Consider the following 15,090-nt stretch of genomic DNA (forward strand, 5'->3'; position numbering starts at 1 on the left):
GCTTGGATTTTATATGGAAAAACTTTCAAAGATACAAGGGAAATATCCTCTGTTAAGCCCTGACGAATTTTAAGGCGGTTTATAGCCTTGTTTTGTTGATACTTTCATACGTCTTTATTTTATGTTTTATCTAAAGAACGATAGACATTTGATTTTATTGCATAGAATTGTTCTAATATGCTATTCATGAACTGTTTTATCCATCGAACATGAAACCTTAAGATTTCCTCAAACCATTTCAATTTGACTATAACTATCATAAAATGAGGGTATGAAAACTAACATACCCTCATTTTTATTTTAGCTTTTACAACTTAATCATCATAATAACTTAATGGTCTGTTAAAAGATGGGAAATTTTTAAAATAGTAAATTTTAATTTTTGTTCCTATTTTATCACTCTCCCCCTCTTTTATTAAAGAGTTTCCTGTATAAATTTGTCCATTTAACCCAAACTCATACATATAGCAACTTACACTCCATCTATGAAGCCATGTTGATGTGTTTGATGTTATTATCGCTTCAGTTTGTTCACCGCAATGTTCTAATATCATTGCTAACACAGGAATAGCAATGGTATAAATAAGAACACATGCACAAATTGTAAAATAGACATTTGCAGCAGTAATTTTACTGCAAATGCCTTTTTTCCTATTTTGGGATCTATTTTTTCTTCTGTTCATTTCGACTATTATTGTTTTTATAATATTCTATAATTTGAATTGCCTTTTTTATTGGACAGTAGTGAATTATGACAAATCGAGTTACTTCATTAAAATTGATTTATTATTGTAGCCATAGCCGATAATCTTTACATCTACTTTTGAATGGATTAAAGTTGGTGAACCTTGTATCTTGTATTGGAAGTAGATTGTATCTATTTTCTCTGTTGTGGCTATTTTGAGAGTTTTAACTTGATTGAATATTTCCATTGTTATCTTTTTGAATTTTTTATTGTCGCAAATAACCACTCTTTTTTTTACAATATATCCTCGTTGGTCAGTCTTGTATTCAACAGCAACGTATGCTTCCAAATTATTTTTTTGAAACTCAATAGGATATTTACACTTGTTTTCCAATTCGTTTATGAACAACTCTCTATTTCTATAGCCAGGATTACCTGTGCTTACTTGGCATACATCAAATAGTTGCGGAGATGTTCCCACAAGAGACACATTAGTATTGGAGTTGCATGAACCAAATACTACCAAAACTGTCAATAATATAATACCCACTAATTCCTTCATCTTTATTCTATATGATTTTATCTATGACTCCACTTTAAAAAGTGGATTAAATTTGAATTAAACATATGCCTTGGAAAGCCTTTATGCAATCCTCGGCGTTAACTAACTCTGACAACCAGTTGGCGAACGAGTTGTTTATGCAACGTGAAAATGCCTCCTGTAGCCTAAATATAGCCCCAAAGTGGGGCGATTCGCTCTTTGAACTATTTTGTTGCCATCTTGGAGAAGCCAAAACACTTTTTGCCTAAGTCCTTAATGGATGCACCTATGTGATATACACAGTTCGCTGCTCTCCTTTTTTTCTATTTTATCTGTCATATTTATATTCATTTTTCCAATATCACAAATTGTGACTTTGAACATTACCATATTTAACAGCATTCAAAGGTAGTGCTTTTAGCCTTTAAGCCACTATTGCACAACCCCTTTCTTTGAAAAGAACGTAAAATCAATAGTTTTATTGCTATGATTGTACTTTTATTAATCGCTTCACTCGTTGTACGGTATTTACCCCTTAAACGGATGATTTCCCGACAACAGGAGTCGATAACATTACTATAAGCCCACAAAAGGAAGAACAGATATATGATTTGTCTGGAAAAAAGGTAACAAGCATAGAGAACGGACGCATATATATTATTAATGGGAAAAAGGTAATATCTACAACTCATTAAAAAGAAAAAATATTAGAAAGGAATTATGGAAAGCGATATTTGCCCATAATTCCTTTTATTTTTATATGACCCCACCAACTCCAATTGGATATAATCAAAACGGTACGACCGGTTTCCAGAAATCGCTAATTTGATTTAGTTTCAAGTTTCTCTTCCAAACATTAGCTTTAATAAAATGCTCTTCATAAACAGCCCTGTCTCGCTCTGGATAAATGTTCCCTTTCCAATATTGTCTCAATTCGGCAACCTTAATGAGATGTCCATTGGTGCATACATATTTTACATATTCGTTCTCTGCGGAAGAAACATACACTCTTGAAAGAATACACTTGTATTTGTCGCTGATTTTGGGGTTTGGAATATCTTTGAATTCTTCAATTTTGTCATAATGCTCAGTATTAGGATTCCAAACATATGCATCAAAATGTTCAGTGCCAGAAGCACCAAAGCTACCCAAATAAAACAGCACATCTTCTTTTATACCGTCAAAATTCAAGTCAGTCAACAGACAACTATCAATACGTTCTTCATTTGGTACAAGATCATCATCTTCAGGATATTTGTATCCGAAGCGATGAATGGTCTTGTCGCCACGTTTTATAATCACTCCATAATCAACATCGTCAACCTCATGCTCTATCATAAGGCTTAGAGTGTCGTCATTACTTCTCATAGAAGAATCAGAAGTTGCTTCTTTCTGTGGAACACATTTCGTTTTATTCTTATTGCATCCCCATACTACAAGAAAACTACAAAAAATGAGTAGAATAAAAACTATCTTTTTCATACTTCTTTTTATTTTTATTTTTATTGCGACAAAGATACAAACCGCTTCCTTCCTGACTGTAATCGGAATGAGATATTATCACGTTCCAATTGCGCACAGGTCGAAAGTGTGGCTATCATTATCGGGGCAAAGAGGGACGGATGTCCTTCTTCGTCCAATAATATAAGCTGTTCATTTTGAATGTAGAGGTTAATGCCACAATGTTGCAATTTATTCAGATATAAATGTAACTTACTTCTATCAATTATTTGTCCGGCTCCAATTCCTCTATTGCGCAAATGGCATGTAGCTCAACCTTTTTAATGTGAGGATAAGTCTTCTTATAATTATCTGTCACATCTTTAAAGATACTCTCACCGTCACTATAGAATGTAGCCAAGACAACTTCTCTATAATCTTTGAAAGGCAACAAATACCAAACTTCTGTATTATCAGCATTTTGTTGGATGTTAAGAACTCCCTCCATACGTGTATTTCCTTCACTGTATGCATCGGCAAGTAATAGAAACGAAAATAGGGAACGCACTGCGTTCTCTATCTTTTTATCACTTGTTGCGTCTGTTTTTTGAATCCATACCTTTAGAGAAAGCACGAAGTTGTTGCTTCCCAAGGAGGCCATGAAGTGGTGATGAACGGAGAATAACATTATTCACACTCTCTCGGAGGGTGTGACAGAAGTTCTTTTTGTACAAACACTCCTTTCTCGAACTTCCATTTTCCAAACTCATAATCAACGGCAGAACCACGGCTGAAAGATTCAATAATCTTTTCTTTTTCGTTAAGCGTAGGATTGGGAATATCATGGAATGATGGAACAAACAAGAACTTCTGCTTGACTTCATTCCAGACATAAGCATCCCAATATTCCACACCTTGATTTCCGAATTGTCCCAAATATACCAACAGATCTTTATTGCCATCAAACGTCACATCAGTCATCAGACAGCTATCCTTCCGGCCACCATTTGGGTCAAAAGTATCGTCCTTTGGATAAGAGAAAGGTATAATTTGTACTGTTTTCTCCCCTCGCATAATAAATACTTCAAAATCGAAATCCTTGGACTTGGGAGATTGTGTTCTTATAACAGCGTTAAGCGTATCTTCCGATGCAATATCTTGCTTGTTAAAGACTTTGCCCGAAATCACACTATCGGTGTCAATAGACATGCTGTCTTTGGTAGGGTTTCCCTGCCCCACCTTACTTTCCTTGCAACCGAAGATCAACATCAAAGAAAGTATTACTAATGTACTATCGATAATTCTTTTCATTGTCTTTAAATATTTTGATCATTTCATTGCGTTAATTTTCTTATATAAGATAAATATCACTTATGCCTTTAGCTTCTCCTGTAAAAATATAATTAATTCTCATTGTACCATAGCCTGCTATAAACCATACTCCAGCAATAATAGTTCCAACACCAGTTGTTGAAACACCAAGCATAGCTCCATTTATTAAATGTGAAGGCTTAATCTCTCCTGAAAGGAGTATATCAGCTCCTATCAAAACAGCTCCTGCATGCGTAAGCTTGGTCGAAATATTCCGAGCCTTAGCTACTGTTAGAGTATGTATTGGTATGCGCCATCTTTCCGCCAGCCTTGCCACTTTGTGGAACTGACGTACCATTTACAACGCTGAGCACATTGCTCACCGCATCGTATGTATAGGCATTGTCCATAATGGCGTTGCCACCACTGTTCACCGTGAGGTTCTGCAATCTGCGACGCTGTGGGACGTAGGTGTAGAACGTCTCCGCACCATTGCAATACTTCAAATATGTGCGCTGCTCGAACTTGTCATAGTCAATCTTGCTCACATAGTCGTAGCCGTATGACTTGTAGCCATGCACCTTTTCAAGCTGACCGCCGAGGTTGTAAGAATAGGTAATCTTCTCCTCGTCTGGATAAATCATCTCTAACCCGTAGTGCTTGGATTTTATATGGAAAAACTTTCAAAGATACAAGGGAAATATCCTCTGATAAGCCCTGACGAATTTTAAGGCGGTTTATAGCCTTGTTTTGTTGATACTTTCATACGTCTTTATTTTATGTTTTATCTAAAGAACGATAGACATTTGATTTTATTGCATTGAATTGTAGCTTTAACCACAAATGTTGGAACATATTACGGAGTGTTACCACCTGATGTTGAAACAACACTCACATTAAATGCTGATGGTACCTATTTGTTGATACAGTCATACAATGAAAAGTAGAACAAACAGGAAAGGTTAAGAGGAACTTTTCAAATACTTGACTACAATATCCTGATGCTTGTGCATCCTTTGAGTGGTGACAACATTTTCTATAAGGTGAGAGAGAATAAAAGTGTTATTTTGCTGGATTCATTTGACAATGAACCTAAAAGAGAGGATAGCAAGAACTATACTCTGAAGAAGAAAGGATAAAAAAGGTGTGCCTTCTATGATTATTCCACAAGAAAAAACATAGAAGGTACGCCCTTCTTAATAAAGCTCTATAACAATCTTTGGACATTTAAAATTGTTTTCTTCTCTGCATCATAAATTACAGGTATCACGTCCCAGGTTATATAGATTATCTTGTCTGACAGTTTTGTTTTTACATCATTTTTTGTATAATATAAGTAAATATCTTCGCTATGTATCTTCGTTATATTATTACGGTAATCACATATGTATATTTGTCCATTTTTAGGTACCATATAAAATATAGGCAATTCACCGTAATGTCCAAAATCTATTTTGTTTTTAAAACTAAATATATTTTTGCTTATTTTTAGTTCTCCATTTGTGATATTCTTCTCATTTATTAATAAAAACAAATTATAACTATTATAATAGTATAATCGTGTTTTACCAAAAAAATATTGTAATAAAACTGAGATAATGACAATAATTATAAATATTACTTTTTTCATATTGATTTTTCGATTTTATAATTATGAGGATGGGAATTCCCATCCTCATAAAACTTTAATGACTAAACAAAGAATAAAATAATGCGGCAAAATTGATAGTTTTATCACGACCATGCTTAGGCAATGAATGTCTTCCTAACATATACCCATATTTTTCAGCATTTTTAGTTGAAAATCCCTCATGCTGAATAACATGAATAGAGCGTGATTGATACATATCAAAAGCATTTTCTACATCTGACCATTTCCAGCCCCGATGCACCAGCTTTATAGCCTGCCATCATATCAAAGGTTGCATAATTATCCTTGATAACCTGCAACTGCTGAACATATTTTTGCTTATAGTCAACAGAAAGTCCATCAGTCTCGCTACCTGCATACTGGATGCGGCGTGGGTCAGAACCGTAAGAGTCGAAATATCTATTCATTCTACCTCCGTTTTTAAAGTGTTCTATTTTGGATCAAATAACAAAGGACGTTTACTGGCGATGCGCCTTAATACTATATATCTCCATCTTGGAGAAACCAAACAGCTTTTTGACTAAGTCCTTAATGGATGCACCTATGTGATATACACAGTTCGCTGCTCTCCTTTTTTCTATTTTATCTGTCATATTTATATTCATTTTTCCAAAATCACAAATTGCGACTTTGAACATTTCATATTTAACAGCATTCAAAGGTAGTGCTGTTAGCCTATAAGCCACTATTGCACAAACCCCTTTCTTTGAAAAGAACGTAAAATCAATAGTATTATTGCGGTGATTGCACTTTTATTAATCGCTTAACTCGTTGCACCGTACTCACGCCCCTTCCACTTAACTTCGCCACATCCCGAATGGAATACCCCTTGCGGAGCAAACTAATAACTTCCCTATATTCGGCTTTCATCTGTTCTGCCGTTTTTACAGAGCCTACATTGCGTCCGAGTTTTCCACCTTTCTCTATATACCGCTTCCTTCCTGACTGCAATCGGAATGAGATATTTTCACGTTCCAATTGCGCACAGGTTGAAAGCGTGGCTATCATTATCGGGGCAAAGAGGGACGGATGTCCTTCATCGTCCAATAATATAAGCTGTTCCTTTTGAATGTAGAGGTTAATGCCACAGTCAATGAGTTGCAGACAATGTGCCGTTAAATTTGATTTTGGTTTTGCAGCAAGAGTCAGAATATGGAAAGATACAGGAGAACCATTGGATGTAATATTCGGTAATGGTATGGGAAGAAATTTTCTCTTTAAAACCTTTGTAGAGCAAACCAATCACTCACCAAATGACTATGAGAAAGTGGCTTCTGACTCTATTGTTAAAGTACCATTGCAAACTATACATGAACCAGAGGTTATTTGGAACGACAATAGTGACAAACAAGATGAACGGCTACGATAATAAGCCTGTATTGATGAAATAACACAAGGAATAAAATAATATTTTTTAAGATAATCGTTTGCACTAATCCAATATAAATCTGTATCTTTGCAACCAGATAAGCGTTCTGTAACACAAGAAACGGAAGAGGCAGAGAAACAATGCATTGCATTTGTTTCCAGAATCTTACAAAAAAGGCTAAAAAGAAGCGGTACAACTTTATCGCTAACAGGCTGAGAATAAGCATATTACATTTGTTGTTCATTTTCTCTGCACTTGTAAAAAGGGTAGTTGTACCGTTTAAAAGATAAAAGCTTAACTATCAGCAACATCCACATGTTGCATCGGGAAATAATTTTGCTGTTTTTTAATATATAGCAAATATCAAGAAATGGATTATTATGTTAAGAGATAAACTTGTTGAGATTGCCTTGCAATGGCAATCAAAATATGGTGTTGCGCCACAGATTACTTCTGTTATATCTGAATTTGATGCAGCGATGTTAGTTGGAATGTCAGAAAGTGATTATTCTGATTACATGCAGGATAAAACCGCAGTAAGTAAAGGTGCAGATTTTGTTTTTAATCATCAAAGATACCAGGTAAAAGCAAATAGACCAAGTGGTAAGCCCGGAAGTAAAGTCACAATGGTTCCTAAAGCAACGAATTATCTTTGGGATAAACTCATTTGGATTCTATATGACCAACATTATGTAATGCTAGAAGCTTGGGAATGGGATGTTGAAGACTATAAATTAGAATTTGATGACAAAAAAAGAATTTCTCCCAACGATTATAGAAAAGGGAAATGCCTATTCACAAAGATAGAAGACAAAGTTTAAAGCCGCTACAAGAAATATATGGATTTACATAGGGGGATGCATCTGATAAAAAATGCATCCCACCGTATTTCCATCCTTATCCTTTATTGCCAAATTAATCTTTATTTTAATAAGTTTCTTCCTCCTGTATCTTCAAGAATTTTCATCTGCTGAATGGCAATCTGATTGAGTTTGATAAGTCGCTCAGACTGCGCCATACCATCATTGATAAATACAGCGTTGAGATTCTCCATATTTGAGAGACAGATAAGTTCATTAATACTGGCATAGTCACGAATGTTGCCTTTCTTGTCGGGATTCTGCTCACGCCATTGTTTCGCAGTCATGCCGAACATGGCTATGTTGAGTACATCCGCTTCATCAGCATATTTCATGGCAGCTTGCTCACGAGTCACTTCCGCAGGAATGAGATTTACTTTGATAGCATCCGTGTGAATGCGATAGTTTATCTTTGATAGTTCCCGCTTGGCAGACCATGACAATTGTTTCTGCTCATCAGCTTTAAGACGTTGATACTCTTTTACCAACAAAAGTTGGAAACGAGGACTAATCCACATTCCAAAGTGGTACGCAATGTCTCGATGAGCATAAGTTCCACCATATCGGCCAGCTTTTGCCATGATGCCTATTGCACCTGTTCTTTGAATCCATGCCTTTACAGAAAGTACGAAGTTGTTGCTTCCTGCTGCATTTTTAATTGTATCGAATTCGGTACAATTAAAATTCGGATTATATAGCTTTTCCCATTCACCGAGGTATTCTATTGTACTTTTGAGGCTCATCCATCTGAAAATAATATGCTCTTGCATTTGGCTATGTGCCATATCTGTCAGAGAGATATAATCCTCATTTTGAACATTAACAACAGATATTTCTGTATTTTCAACTTTTATCTTTGCCATAATCCTTAGTTTTTAGATAATACAAATCGGTGGTTACATATTGATAACCAACACGACTTTTATTCGATTAATATCTTTTATCTATTTTAATTGCTATCAGCAAAGATAATTGAAAATTTTGAAAACAGACTTACTTTGCAGCAATTTTATTATTATTTAGCATATCATTTAGCCAAAAATCCAAGAGAGAGCTATACTATCAGCAACATTCACATGTTGCATCGGAAAATAAGTATAAATAGGGAACGCAGCGCGTTCCCTATCTGTTAGCCCCACTCCTTCTTCACATCAAAGCAGGGACAGGCTTTGTTGGCAAATTCATTGTGCCCATGAATCGTGGCTAATGGATATTCCTCATTCAGCTGCTCAATGAGGGCATGAATTAAAGGGCAAAATCGGCTATTCATGGGCTAAAAAACGGGTTTATGTAATCAGAAAACTCTAATTTTTCCGTTTTTCATCGCTGAAAACAGGTATTGGGAGAATGCATAAAAAGCGGATTCAAGCATCTCCAATGTAAATATATATTTCATCCTTAATCCAACATACAGACTTTACTTCATACACGAAATATACAAATTAAATAGTTATATAACAATAAGTTATATCTTTTCATCTTAGTATTGTTATTATGTAGTTTCTAGCTTTCCAGACTATTGCTACGTCAATAATTTGTTAATTGCTAGCAAAGATAATAAAAAGTTGGCAAACCCAAGAATTTTATCACGTTATTTAACGGAAAAATGCAAAATATGGAGGTTAGGAAGATGTTTTACCCCCTCTCCTAAGGGTGTAAAATGTCCCTCCTCGGACGTGAAACCATGCTCCAAAGGTAGGTATTTTTGACAAAAATAGAAGAAATGACAGGTAGAAAAAGGGCAAAAGAAGAACAATAAGGTACAAATATGAGCCTGATGAATGTAGATTATTTTATACATACACAATTATAGCAAGACTACACACAAATCATATATAACATTAATAGCCAACACTTTAGCGCATCTAACAATTTATTATCTCCCATCACTATGAAGATTATATTCCGGTCATTTTCGGTCATGGTCATTTCCGGTCATTTTCGTTTCGGGGGAGAAAAGGTCATCTATAGTATAATATAAATAATATTTATATTTACTATAGCTCAAAATGACCCAACTCATTTTGAAAATGACCGAAAATGACCATGACCGGAAATGACCGCTTTTGCCTTTCTTTGTTCTCCATTGTATTTTTTCTGCGTTTTTCTGTTATTTGCAATAAAGTTCAGATAGAAAATCAATAGAACTTATTGTATTACAGCTACTTATAGCCTTTCTCGCATAGAAAGTTAGGGTGAAAGCTTGCATTCTGCCCGAAAATGTTGTATCTTTGCACCGGCAATCGAAAGAACAGCCTTTTGTGCCTTGCTCGGGTCTTCTATTAAGACCAACACGGGTTATAAATGATGGCAGACGCCGGTCATCAATGAAGACCCCGAAAACGGCAGAAACGGGGCGTTCTGGGGAGTTGCAAAACAAAGGACTCTAAACATACTACAAACGACTATGATTAATTACAGCATCGTAATGCGTAGCGTGAACGCAAATCTTCTGGAAATCAACCAGGCTAAGTCACGCATCAACCAGGCAAAGAAGGAGGGTAAGACCCCTGACCCAAAGGACCTGGAACTCGTGAAGACCGAGAAGCAGAATGCTTTCGCCATCTCACAGTACACCGACATCATGACCATCGAGAAGTTTGCCAAGCACATCACCTCTCATGGCAGTGTCTATTCGAGAGCTGACATCAGCGCCATCCTCTACATCGCCGTAGACTGCATGCGTGAGATGTTGCTTGAGGGCAAGAAGATTCGTCTGGGCGACCTCGGTGATTTCTCTCTCCTTCTCACCTCGAAGGGTGCTGAGGATGCTGACAAGTTCACCGCTCAGAACATCACCGGTGTGAAAGTTCAGTGGGAGCCAGGTCAGGAGTTTAAGAACCTTCGCGATGACGCCGAGTTCAACCTCGTAGCCAGCCGCAGCGCTCAGGCAGCCGTTATCAAGGCGATTAAGGAGGGTAAGACCAACGTTGACCTCAACGCCCCAACTACTCCGGATAATACGCCAGGCGGTTCTACCCCAGGTGGTTCAAACACCGGTCAGACCGGCAGCGACGGCCAAGGCTCTGAATCTGGCGGCGGTACTACCGGCAAGGACGATACTGGCGACGGCCTTGAATAGCCCAAGGATAGACTGGCTAGGGTGCTAGCCCCTAGCCCAGCCTATCCGCCCACAAAAAGTCAACATTCAACACTCAACATTCAACATTCAAAAAAATGAAAACTTGGAAAACAATTCTGCAGATAGCCATCAGCATTCTGACCGCTATCGCTACTACGCTCGGAGTAACGAGCTGCATGGGATAAAGAACATGGAGTCTACCTTATTATTATAAGCAGACTCAGTCATAAAATGAAAATCGACCGCTCACCTCATTATGAGGAGAGCGGTCTTTTTGTTTCTACCTAAAATCCGGTCATGAAGGGTCAAAGTCATTAAGGGTCATCATCATTTTCACCCCCCAAAGATTCCGGTCATTTCCGGTCATGGTCATTAAGGTCATTAAGGATTTCAGATTATCAAAATAGCCCTCTATCTTATAAAATAAGGTTAAATCAAGTTCGCCCTGCCAACAAAATCCATCCATAAAATCACTTTTCTGAATATTTTTTGTATTTTTGCAGATATATTGCGCTGATATGGGAGTTGAGCATGGCTTACCCTCCTAGATTACAGGCGCATCATTATCAAATGATTAGAGCATGAAGAAGATATTATTCCTACACGGATTCTTCGCCACGGGCAGCTGTCCGATGGCGAGAGCCTTGAAAGAGGCGTTTGAGGGGACGGCGGTGGTGTTGACTCCCGACCTCCCTTTGCACCCCAAGGAGGCACTGAAGGAGATTCGCTCCATCATCGACCGGGAGCAGCCCGACTTGTTTCTGGGCAACAGCTGCGGCTCTTTCCTCGCCCAGATGCTGGCTCCAGTGGTGGGCATTCCTGCCCTGCTCGGCAATCCGTATTTCATGATGACGGAGTTTCTGAAGGAGCGAATCGGAGAGCATGAATACAAGGCGCCGAGAAGGGACGGAAATCAGCGGCTGGTGATTGACGAGGCGCTGATTGAGGAGTTTGCGGAGCTGGAAGCCGTGCAGTTCGATCATTGCAACCCCTATTATAAGGATCGTGTGTGGGGACTTTTTGGTGAGCAGGACACCCTGGCTCACTTCTCTCCTCTCTTCCTGCAGCACTACAACCAAGCCTTCCATTTCCCTGGTGGTCACACGCCTACTGAGCAGGAGGTGAAGACCTGGTATGCTCCACTTGCCCAGAAAATGCTGATGGAGTTTTCGGCAAAGGAAGAAAGATATTTCCAGCACTTTAAGGGCGGCAAATACAAATTCATCCATTCAGCCTTCGACTCCGAGACCCAGGAGCGCATGGTGGTTTATCAGGCTCTCTATGGAGACCAAGCCTATTGGGTAAGACCGGAAAACATGTTCTTCGGGAAAGTTACGAGGGACGGCAGAACTTTCAATCGTTTCACAGAAATAGATAAATTCTAACAACAGGAAAATGAGCATGAAACAGATAGAAACACTCGTTTTTGATTATGGAGGTGTCATCGTGAACATTGATGATGCCTCTGTTGTGAAAGCCATGGAGAGCCTGGGCGTTACGGCGTTCAAGCGGCTAATCCATGTCCGCAAAATCAAGAGACTGATGCACCAATATATTAATGGTCTGGTGGCGGAAGCTGAGACTTTGCAAGAGATGCTGAGCCTTTGCCGCAAAGGAACCACAACCGGGGATATTGAGAAAGTCCTGGAAGAGTTGTGTGGCAATCTGCCCGTGGAAAGACTGGAGGCATTGGTCAAGCTTCGGAAGCAATATAAGGTCTATCTACTCAGCAACATCAACGATACGCTTTGGCAGAAATCAGTTAGTCAGATGAATCAGCTGGGATATTCCACAGACGAACTGTTTGATGAAGTGTTCCTCTCATACGCCATGCGAAAGGAAAAGCCATCTATCGAAATCTATGAAGAGATGACGCAACAGACTGGATTGAATCCTGCCACTACGCTCTATTTCGATGACCGCACAGAGAATGCCGAGGCAGGCAAGCGATTTGGTTTCCAGAGCGTACTGGTAAAGACCAATCATCTGGAAGAGCATCAGGAATGGCAAGAAATTAACAAGAATATAAAAGAATAATCTTATGCGCATAATAGGAAACTTACTTTGGTGGCTCTTCGGAGGTCTCGAAGCTGCCATCGGTTATTTCACCGGAAGTCTGGCTCTTGCATGTACCATCATCGGCATTCCCTTTGCAATACAGACATTCAAGATTGGTCTGCTCTGCCTATGGCCTTTTGGCTCTACAGTAAGAGAAACGAATAGTCCAACTGGTTGCATTCGTATTCTGCTGAATTTACTCTGGCTGATTTTCGGGGGATTGTGGGCTTGCATCATGCATCTGTTCTTCGGCTTTCTCTTATGTATAACGATCATCGGCATTCCTTGGGGAAAACAGCATTTCAAGATGGCCGGACTTTCGCTCGCACCATTCGGAAAGGATGTGGAGTTGGGATTTTAAAGTGATACAGATTGCGCAGATGACGTATTTGTACATAACAGACTCGGAGTATGTAGTCTGATTTCTGCATCAAAGTTTAACGGTCTGACTAAGCGACTTGTTAAAATAGTCAAAAATAGAACAGAAAAACAAATAAAAGTTCGTTTTCTATTCCAGATTTTACTATTTTTGCACCATGATAATGGATTTAGAACATATAGGTAACATACCAGTCAGTACTTCAGCTATAGCTTCATTGTTTACTAACATTGAAGCAGGGAATCAGAAAGTACGCAGTCTTGAGGCGGCTCATAAAATTATCCGACTCAAGAAGGGGCTTTATGTGGTAGCCCCAAATGTGTCTCGTGTTGCTCTATCCACAGAACTGATAGCCAATCATCTTTATGCACCTTCGTATGTGTCTATGCAGACAGCCTTACGTTATTATGGATTAATACCAGAAGCTGTTTATACTACTCAGTCTATGACACTAAAGCACTCCCGTAGTTTTGATACTCCTGTCGGGCGTTTTGAGTATAAGAACATGTCAAGAGAAGCCTTTTCAATAGGGATTACAAGCATCAATATGCAGAGTTACGCCTTTCTGATGGCAACACCAGAAAAAGCTCTCTGTGACTTAATCGCAAATTCTCCGAAGGTTAATTTACGTTACCTGAAGGATGTAGAGAACTATTTGGAGGAGGACATCCGAATGGAAATAGATGATTTCAGAAATATGGACATAAGTATATTTGAGCGATATGCTCAGGTTGGGAAAAAGTCTAAATCCATAGAAACTCTAATTAAATATTTAAGGAAATGAATACAAACGAGATATTCAATCAAATGCTTTCGAGCTATGACATAACGACCGAACTGCAAAAGCGCAATGCTATCTTTGAGGTCAACCAGCAGATTATTCTTTCTGGTCTTTACAATGGTGGCTTTTTCAACGAGGCAGCTTTCTATGGTGGAACATGTCTGCGTATATTCCATGGATTGCAGCGTTTCTCTGAGGATATGGATTTTTCCCTGCTTGCTCCGAATGAAAACTTTGATTTTACACATTATTTTCAGCCCATCATTGACCAATTCGCTATGGTGGGTAGAGAGGTTGAGATCAGAAAGAAGGACAAAAAGAACTTTGGCAAAGTGGAGTCTGCCTTTCTAAAAGACAACACAGATGTATATGATATTACATTCCAAACTGAGAAATCTGTTAAGATCAAGATTGAAGTTGATACTCAACCTCCTTTGAAATTCCAAACAGAACAGAAGTTGCTTCTGCTCCCCCAATCTTTCATGACACGATGTTTCACTTTGCCAGCCCTCTTTGCAGGAAAGATGCATGCACTGGTGTATCGTGCCTGGAAGAACAGAGTCAAGGGACGTGATTGGTATGACTTCGAATGGTATGTTCGCCACAATGTTCCTCTTGACTTTACTCACTTGTGCGAAAGAGCCTTACAGTTCAATCACGAAGAGCTTGACAAGGAGACGTTCCTTCAAAAACTGAATGAAAGACTTGCCACGGCAGACATGAATCAAATAAAGGCAGACGTATTGCCTTTTGTCAGGAATCCCAAAGAGTTGGATATTTGGTCGAATGACTATTTTATGGAACTTGCAAAAATGATCAGATTTGAATGAAAGAAACATTTAGAAAATATCTGGACAGATCATTTCACCGGAAATTCAGCATCAGGAAAGGTCATGGTGAAATGCGGTTTCTCTGACACCGGAATGCTGAACA

Annotated in this window: 21 protein-coding genes and 2 pseudogenes; 9 read left to right on the forward strand and 14 right to left on the reverse strand. The window is 38.4% G+C overall.

The genetic code is table 11. The features are described from left to right. Window positions 1–314 precede the first annotated feature (314 nt). The 11 genes and pseudogenes from ONT19_RS04730 to ONT19_RS16300 form a co-directional block, all read right to left on the reverse strand. The gene (locus tag ONT19_RS04730; protein WP_264953044.1) at window positions 315–683 is read right to left on the reverse strand and encodes a hypothetical protein; all 369 of its coding nucleotides are present in this window, start codon (window positions 681–683) and stop codon (window positions 315–317) included. Between the two features lie 81 nt (window positions 684–764). Continuing rightward, entirely contained in the window at window positions 765–1,247 is a 483-nt protein-coding gene (locus ONT19_RS04735; protein WP_264953043.1) for an energy transducer TonB, read from the reverse strand. Window positions 1,248–2,015: 768 nt separating this feature from the next. After that, window positions 2,016–2,708, reverse strand: a complete 693-nt coding sequence (locus ONT19_RS04740; RefSeq protein ID WP_264953042.1) for an XAC2610-related protein — start codon at window positions 2,706–2,708, stop codon at window positions 2,016–2,018. A 35-nt stretch (window positions 2,709–2,743) separates the two neighbouring features. Further along, a pseudogene (locus ONT19_RS04745) lies at window positions 2,744–2,917 on the reverse strand (recombinase family protein); the annotation flags it as partial. 35 nt (window positions 2,918–2,952) lie between these two features. Then, window positions 2,953–3,354, reverse strand: a complete 402-nt coding sequence (locus ONT19_RS04750) for a hypothetical protein (protein ID WP_264953041.1) — start codon at window positions 3,352–3,354, stop codon at window positions 2,953–2,955. Beyond that, window positions 3,354–3,977 carry an XAC2610-related protein gene (locus ONT19_RS04755; RefSeq protein ID WP_264953040.1) on the reverse strand — a complete coding sequence of 208 codons (624 nt, stop codon included), beginning with the start codon at window positions 3,975–3,977 and terminating at the stop codon, window positions 3,354–3,356. Before ONT19_RS04755 ends, ONT19_RS04750 begins: the two co-directional genes overlap by 1 nt. 40 nt (window positions 3,978–4,017) lie before the next feature. Next, window positions 4,018–4,215 (reverse strand): hypothetical protein, encoded by a 198-nt coding sequence (locus ONT19_RS04760; protein ID WP_203069174.1) that lies wholly within the window; start codon window positions 4,213–4,215, stop codon window positions 4,018–4,020. Between the two features lie 43 nt (window positions 4,216–4,258). Further along, window positions 4,259–4,621: a hypothetical protein gene (locus ONT19_RS04765; protein WP_238405602.1), complete on the reverse strand. Its 363-nt coding sequence runs from the start codon at window positions 4,619–4,621 to the stop codon at window positions 4,259–4,261. Window positions 4,622–5,184: 563 nt separating this feature from the next. After that, window positions 5,185–5,607: a hypothetical protein gene (locus tag ONT19_RS04775; RefSeq protein ID WP_264953039.1), complete on the reverse strand. Its 423-nt coding sequence runs from the start codon at window positions 5,605–5,607 to the stop codon at window positions 5,185–5,187. 218 nt (window positions 5,608–5,825) lie between these two features. Then, window positions 5,826–6,035: a hypothetical protein gene (locus ONT19_RS04780; protein ID WP_203069180.1), complete on the reverse strand. Its 210-nt coding sequence runs from the start codon at window positions 6,033–6,035 to the stop codon at window positions 5,826–5,828. 325 nt (window positions 6,036–6,360) lie between these two features. Continuing rightward, window positions 6,361–6,729 (reverse strand): annotated as a pseudogene (locus tag ONT19_RS16300) (helix-turn-helix domain-containing protein); the annotation flags it as partial. Between ONT19_RS16300 and ONT19_RS04790 the strand changes: the two are divergent. Next, window positions 6,722–6,997 (forward strand): hypothetical protein, encoded by a 276-nt coding sequence (locus ONT19_RS04790; RefSeq protein ID WP_118141880.1) that lies wholly within the window; start codon window positions 6,722–6,724, stop codon window positions 6,995–6,997. The pseudogene ONT19_RS16300 and the gene ONT19_RS04790 sit on opposite strands and share 8 nt — an antisense overlap. 380 nt (window positions 6,998–7,377) lie before the next feature. Further along, window positions 7,378–7,818, forward strand: coding sequence for a hypothetical protein (locus ONT19_RS04795; RefSeq protein ID WP_235305293.1), 441 nt, complete (start codon window positions 7,378–7,380; stop codon window positions 7,816–7,818). A 101-nt stretch (window positions 7,819–7,919) separates the two neighbouring features. Here ONT19_RS04795 and ONT19_RS04800 read toward each other — a convergent pair whose 3' ends face one another. Both ONT19_RS04800 and ONT19_RS04805 read right to left on the reverse strand, forming a co-directional pair. Then, the gene (locus ONT19_RS04800; protein ID WP_006846641.1) at window positions 7,920–8,720 is read right to left on the reverse strand and encodes a KilA-N domain-containing protein; all 801 of its coding nucleotides are present in this window, start codon (window positions 8,718–8,720) and stop codon (window positions 7,920–7,922) included. 266 nt (window positions 8,721–8,986) lie between these two features. Further along, on the reverse strand, window positions 8,987–9,127 hold the full coding sequence (locus ONT19_RS04805) for an N-acetylmuramoyl-L-alanine amidase (RefSeq protein ID WP_264953038.1): 141 nt from the start codon (window positions 9,125–9,127) through the stop codon (window positions 8,987–8,989). A 1,137-nt stretch (window positions 9,128–10,264) separates the two neighbouring features. Here ONT19_RS04805 and ONT19_RS04810 point away from each other — a divergent pair. Then, window positions 10,265–10,939, forward strand: coding sequence for an HU family DNA-binding protein (locus tag ONT19_RS04810; RefSeq protein ID WP_119230337.1), 675 nt, complete (start codon window positions 10,265–10,267; stop codon window positions 10,937–10,939). Between the two features lie 95 nt (window positions 10,940–11,034). Next, window positions 11,035–11,124 (forward strand): smalltalk protein, encoded by a 90-nt coding sequence (locus tag ONT19_RS04815; RefSeq protein WP_153082247.1) that lies wholly within the window; start codon window positions 11,035–11,037, stop codon window positions 11,122–11,124. A 110-nt stretch (window positions 11,125–11,234) separates the two neighbouring features. Here the strand turns inward: ONT19_RS04815 and ONT19_RS04820 are convergent, their stop codons facing one another. Then, entirely contained in the window at window positions 11,235–11,405 is a 171-nt protein-coding gene (locus ONT19_RS04820) for a hypothetical protein (RefSeq protein WP_264953037.1), read from the reverse strand. A 115-nt stretch (window positions 11,406–11,520) separates the two neighbouring features. Here ONT19_RS04820 and ONT19_RS04825 point away from each other — a divergent pair, with 115 nt between their 5' ends. From ONT19_RS04825 to ONT19_RS04845, 5 genes are all read left to right on the forward strand, one after another. Then, window positions 11,521–12,324, forward strand: coding sequence for a YqiA/YcfP family alpha/beta fold hydrolase (locus ONT19_RS04825; RefSeq protein WP_264953036.1), 804 nt, complete (start codon window positions 11,521–11,523; stop codon window positions 12,322–12,324). 16 nt (window positions 12,325–12,340) lie between these two features. Further along, window positions 12,341–12,976 carry an HAD-IA family hydrolase gene (locus ONT19_RS04830; protein WP_264953035.1) on the forward strand — a complete coding sequence of 212 codons (636 nt, stop codon included), beginning with the start codon at window positions 12,341–12,343 and terminating at the stop codon, window positions 12,974–12,976. A 4-nt stretch (window positions 12,977–12,980) separates the two neighbouring features. Further along, entirely contained in the window at window positions 12,981–13,358 is a 378-nt protein-coding gene (locus ONT19_RS04835) for a YccF domain-containing protein (RefSeq protein WP_264953034.1), read from the forward strand. 175 nt (window positions 13,359–13,533) lie between these two features. Beyond that, entirely contained in the window at window positions 13,534–14,160 is a 627-nt protein-coding gene (locus ONT19_RS04840) for a type IV toxin-antitoxin system AbiEi family antitoxin domain-containing protein (RefSeq protein ID WP_094440158.1), read from the forward strand. Beyond that, a complete protein-coding gene (locus ONT19_RS04845) occupies window positions 14,157–14,987 on the forward strand; it encodes a nucleotidyl transferase AbiEii/AbiGii toxin family protein (RefSeq protein ID WP_117695759.1) in 831 nt (276 codons plus the stop codon). The genes ONT19_RS04840 and ONT19_RS04845 overlap by 4 nt, the downstream gene beginning before the upstream one ends. Window positions 14,988–15,090 lie beyond the last annotated feature (103 nt).

Source organism: Segatella copri (genome assembly GCF_026015625.1).
Classification (GTDB): Bacteria; Bacteroidota; Bacteroidia; order Bacteroidales; family Bacteroidaceae; genus Prevotella; species Prevotella copri_H.

Bases quoted from the DNA above. Each gene is read 5' to 3' on its own strand.
- ONT19_RS04730 (WP_264953044.1), bottom strand. From the start codon at position 683: ATGAACAGAAGAAAAAATAGATCCCAAAATAGGAAAAAAGGCATTTGC.
- ONT19_RS04735 (WP_264953043.1), bottom strand. From the start codon at position 1,247: ATGAAGGAATTAGTGGGTATTATATTATTGACAGTTTTGGTAGTATTT.
- ONT19_RS04740 (WP_264953042.1), bottom strand. From the start codon at position 2,708: ATGAAAAAGATAGTTTTTATTCTACTCATTTTTTGTAGTTTTCTTGTA.
- ONT19_RS04750 (WP_264953041.1), bottom strand. From the start codon at position 3,354: ATGTTATTCTCCGTTCATCACCACTTCATGGCCTCCTTGGGAAGCAAC.
- ONT19_RS04755 (WP_264953040.1), bottom strand. From the start codon at position 3,977: ATGAAAAGAATTATCGATAGTACATTAGTAATACTTTCTTTGATGTTG.
- ONT19_RS04765 (WP_238405602.1), bottom strand. From the start codon at position 4,621: ATGATTTATCCAGACGAGGAGAAGATTACCTATTCTTACAACCTCGGC.
- ONT19_RS04775 (WP_264953039.1), bottom strand. From the start codon at position 5,607: ATGAAAAAAGTAATATTTATAATTATTGTCATTATCTCAGTTTTATTA.
- ONT19_RS04780 (WP_203069180.1), bottom strand. From the start codon at position 6,035: ATGAATAGATATTTCGACTCTTACGGTTCTGACCCACGCCGCATCCAG.
- ONT19_RS04790 (WP_118141880.1), top strand. From the start codon at position 6,722: ATGAGTTGCAGACAATGTGCCGTTAAATTTGATTTTGGTTTTGCAGCA.
- ONT19_RS04795 (WP_235305293.1), top strand. From the start codon at position 7,378: ATGTTAAGAGATAAACTTGTTGAGATTGCCTTGCAATGGCAATCAAAA.
- ONT19_RS04800 (WP_006846641.1), bottom strand. From the start codon at position 8,720: ATGGCAAAGATAAAAGTTGAAAATACAGAAATATCTGTTGTTAATGTT.
- ONT19_RS04805 (WP_264953038.1), bottom strand. From the start codon at position 9,127: ATGAATAGCCGATTTTGCCCTTTAATTCATGCCCTCATTGAGCAGCTG.
- ONT19_RS04810 (WP_119230337.1), top strand. From the start codon at position 10,265: ATGATTAATTACAGCATCGTAATGCGTAGCGTGAACGCAAATCTTCTG.
- ONT19_RS04815 (WP_153082247.1), top strand. From the start codon at position 11,035: ATGAAAACTTGGAAAACAATTCTGCAGATAGCCATCAGCATTCTGACC.
- ONT19_RS04820 (WP_264953037.1), bottom strand. From the start codon at position 11,405: ATGGATGGATTTTGTTGGCAGGGCGAACTTGATTTAACCTTATTTTAT.
- ONT19_RS04825 (WP_264953036.1), top strand. From the start codon at position 11,521: ATGAAGAAGATATTATTCCTACACGGATTCTTCGCCACGGGCAGCTGT.
- ONT19_RS04830 (WP_264953035.1), top strand. From the start codon at position 12,341: ATGAAACAGATAGAAACACTCGTTTTTGATTATGGAGGTGTCATCGTG.
- ONT19_RS04835 (WP_264953034.1), top strand. From the start codon at position 12,981: ATGCGCATAATAGGAAACTTACTTTGGTGGCTCTTCGGAGGTCTCGAA.
- ONT19_RS04840 (WP_094440158.1), top strand. From the start codon at position 13,534: ATGATAATGGATTTAGAACATATAGGTAACATACCAGTCAGTACTTCA.
- ONT19_RS04845 (WP_117695759.1), top strand. From the start codon at position 14,157: ATGAATACAAACGAGATATTCAATCAAATGCTTTCGAGCTATGACATA.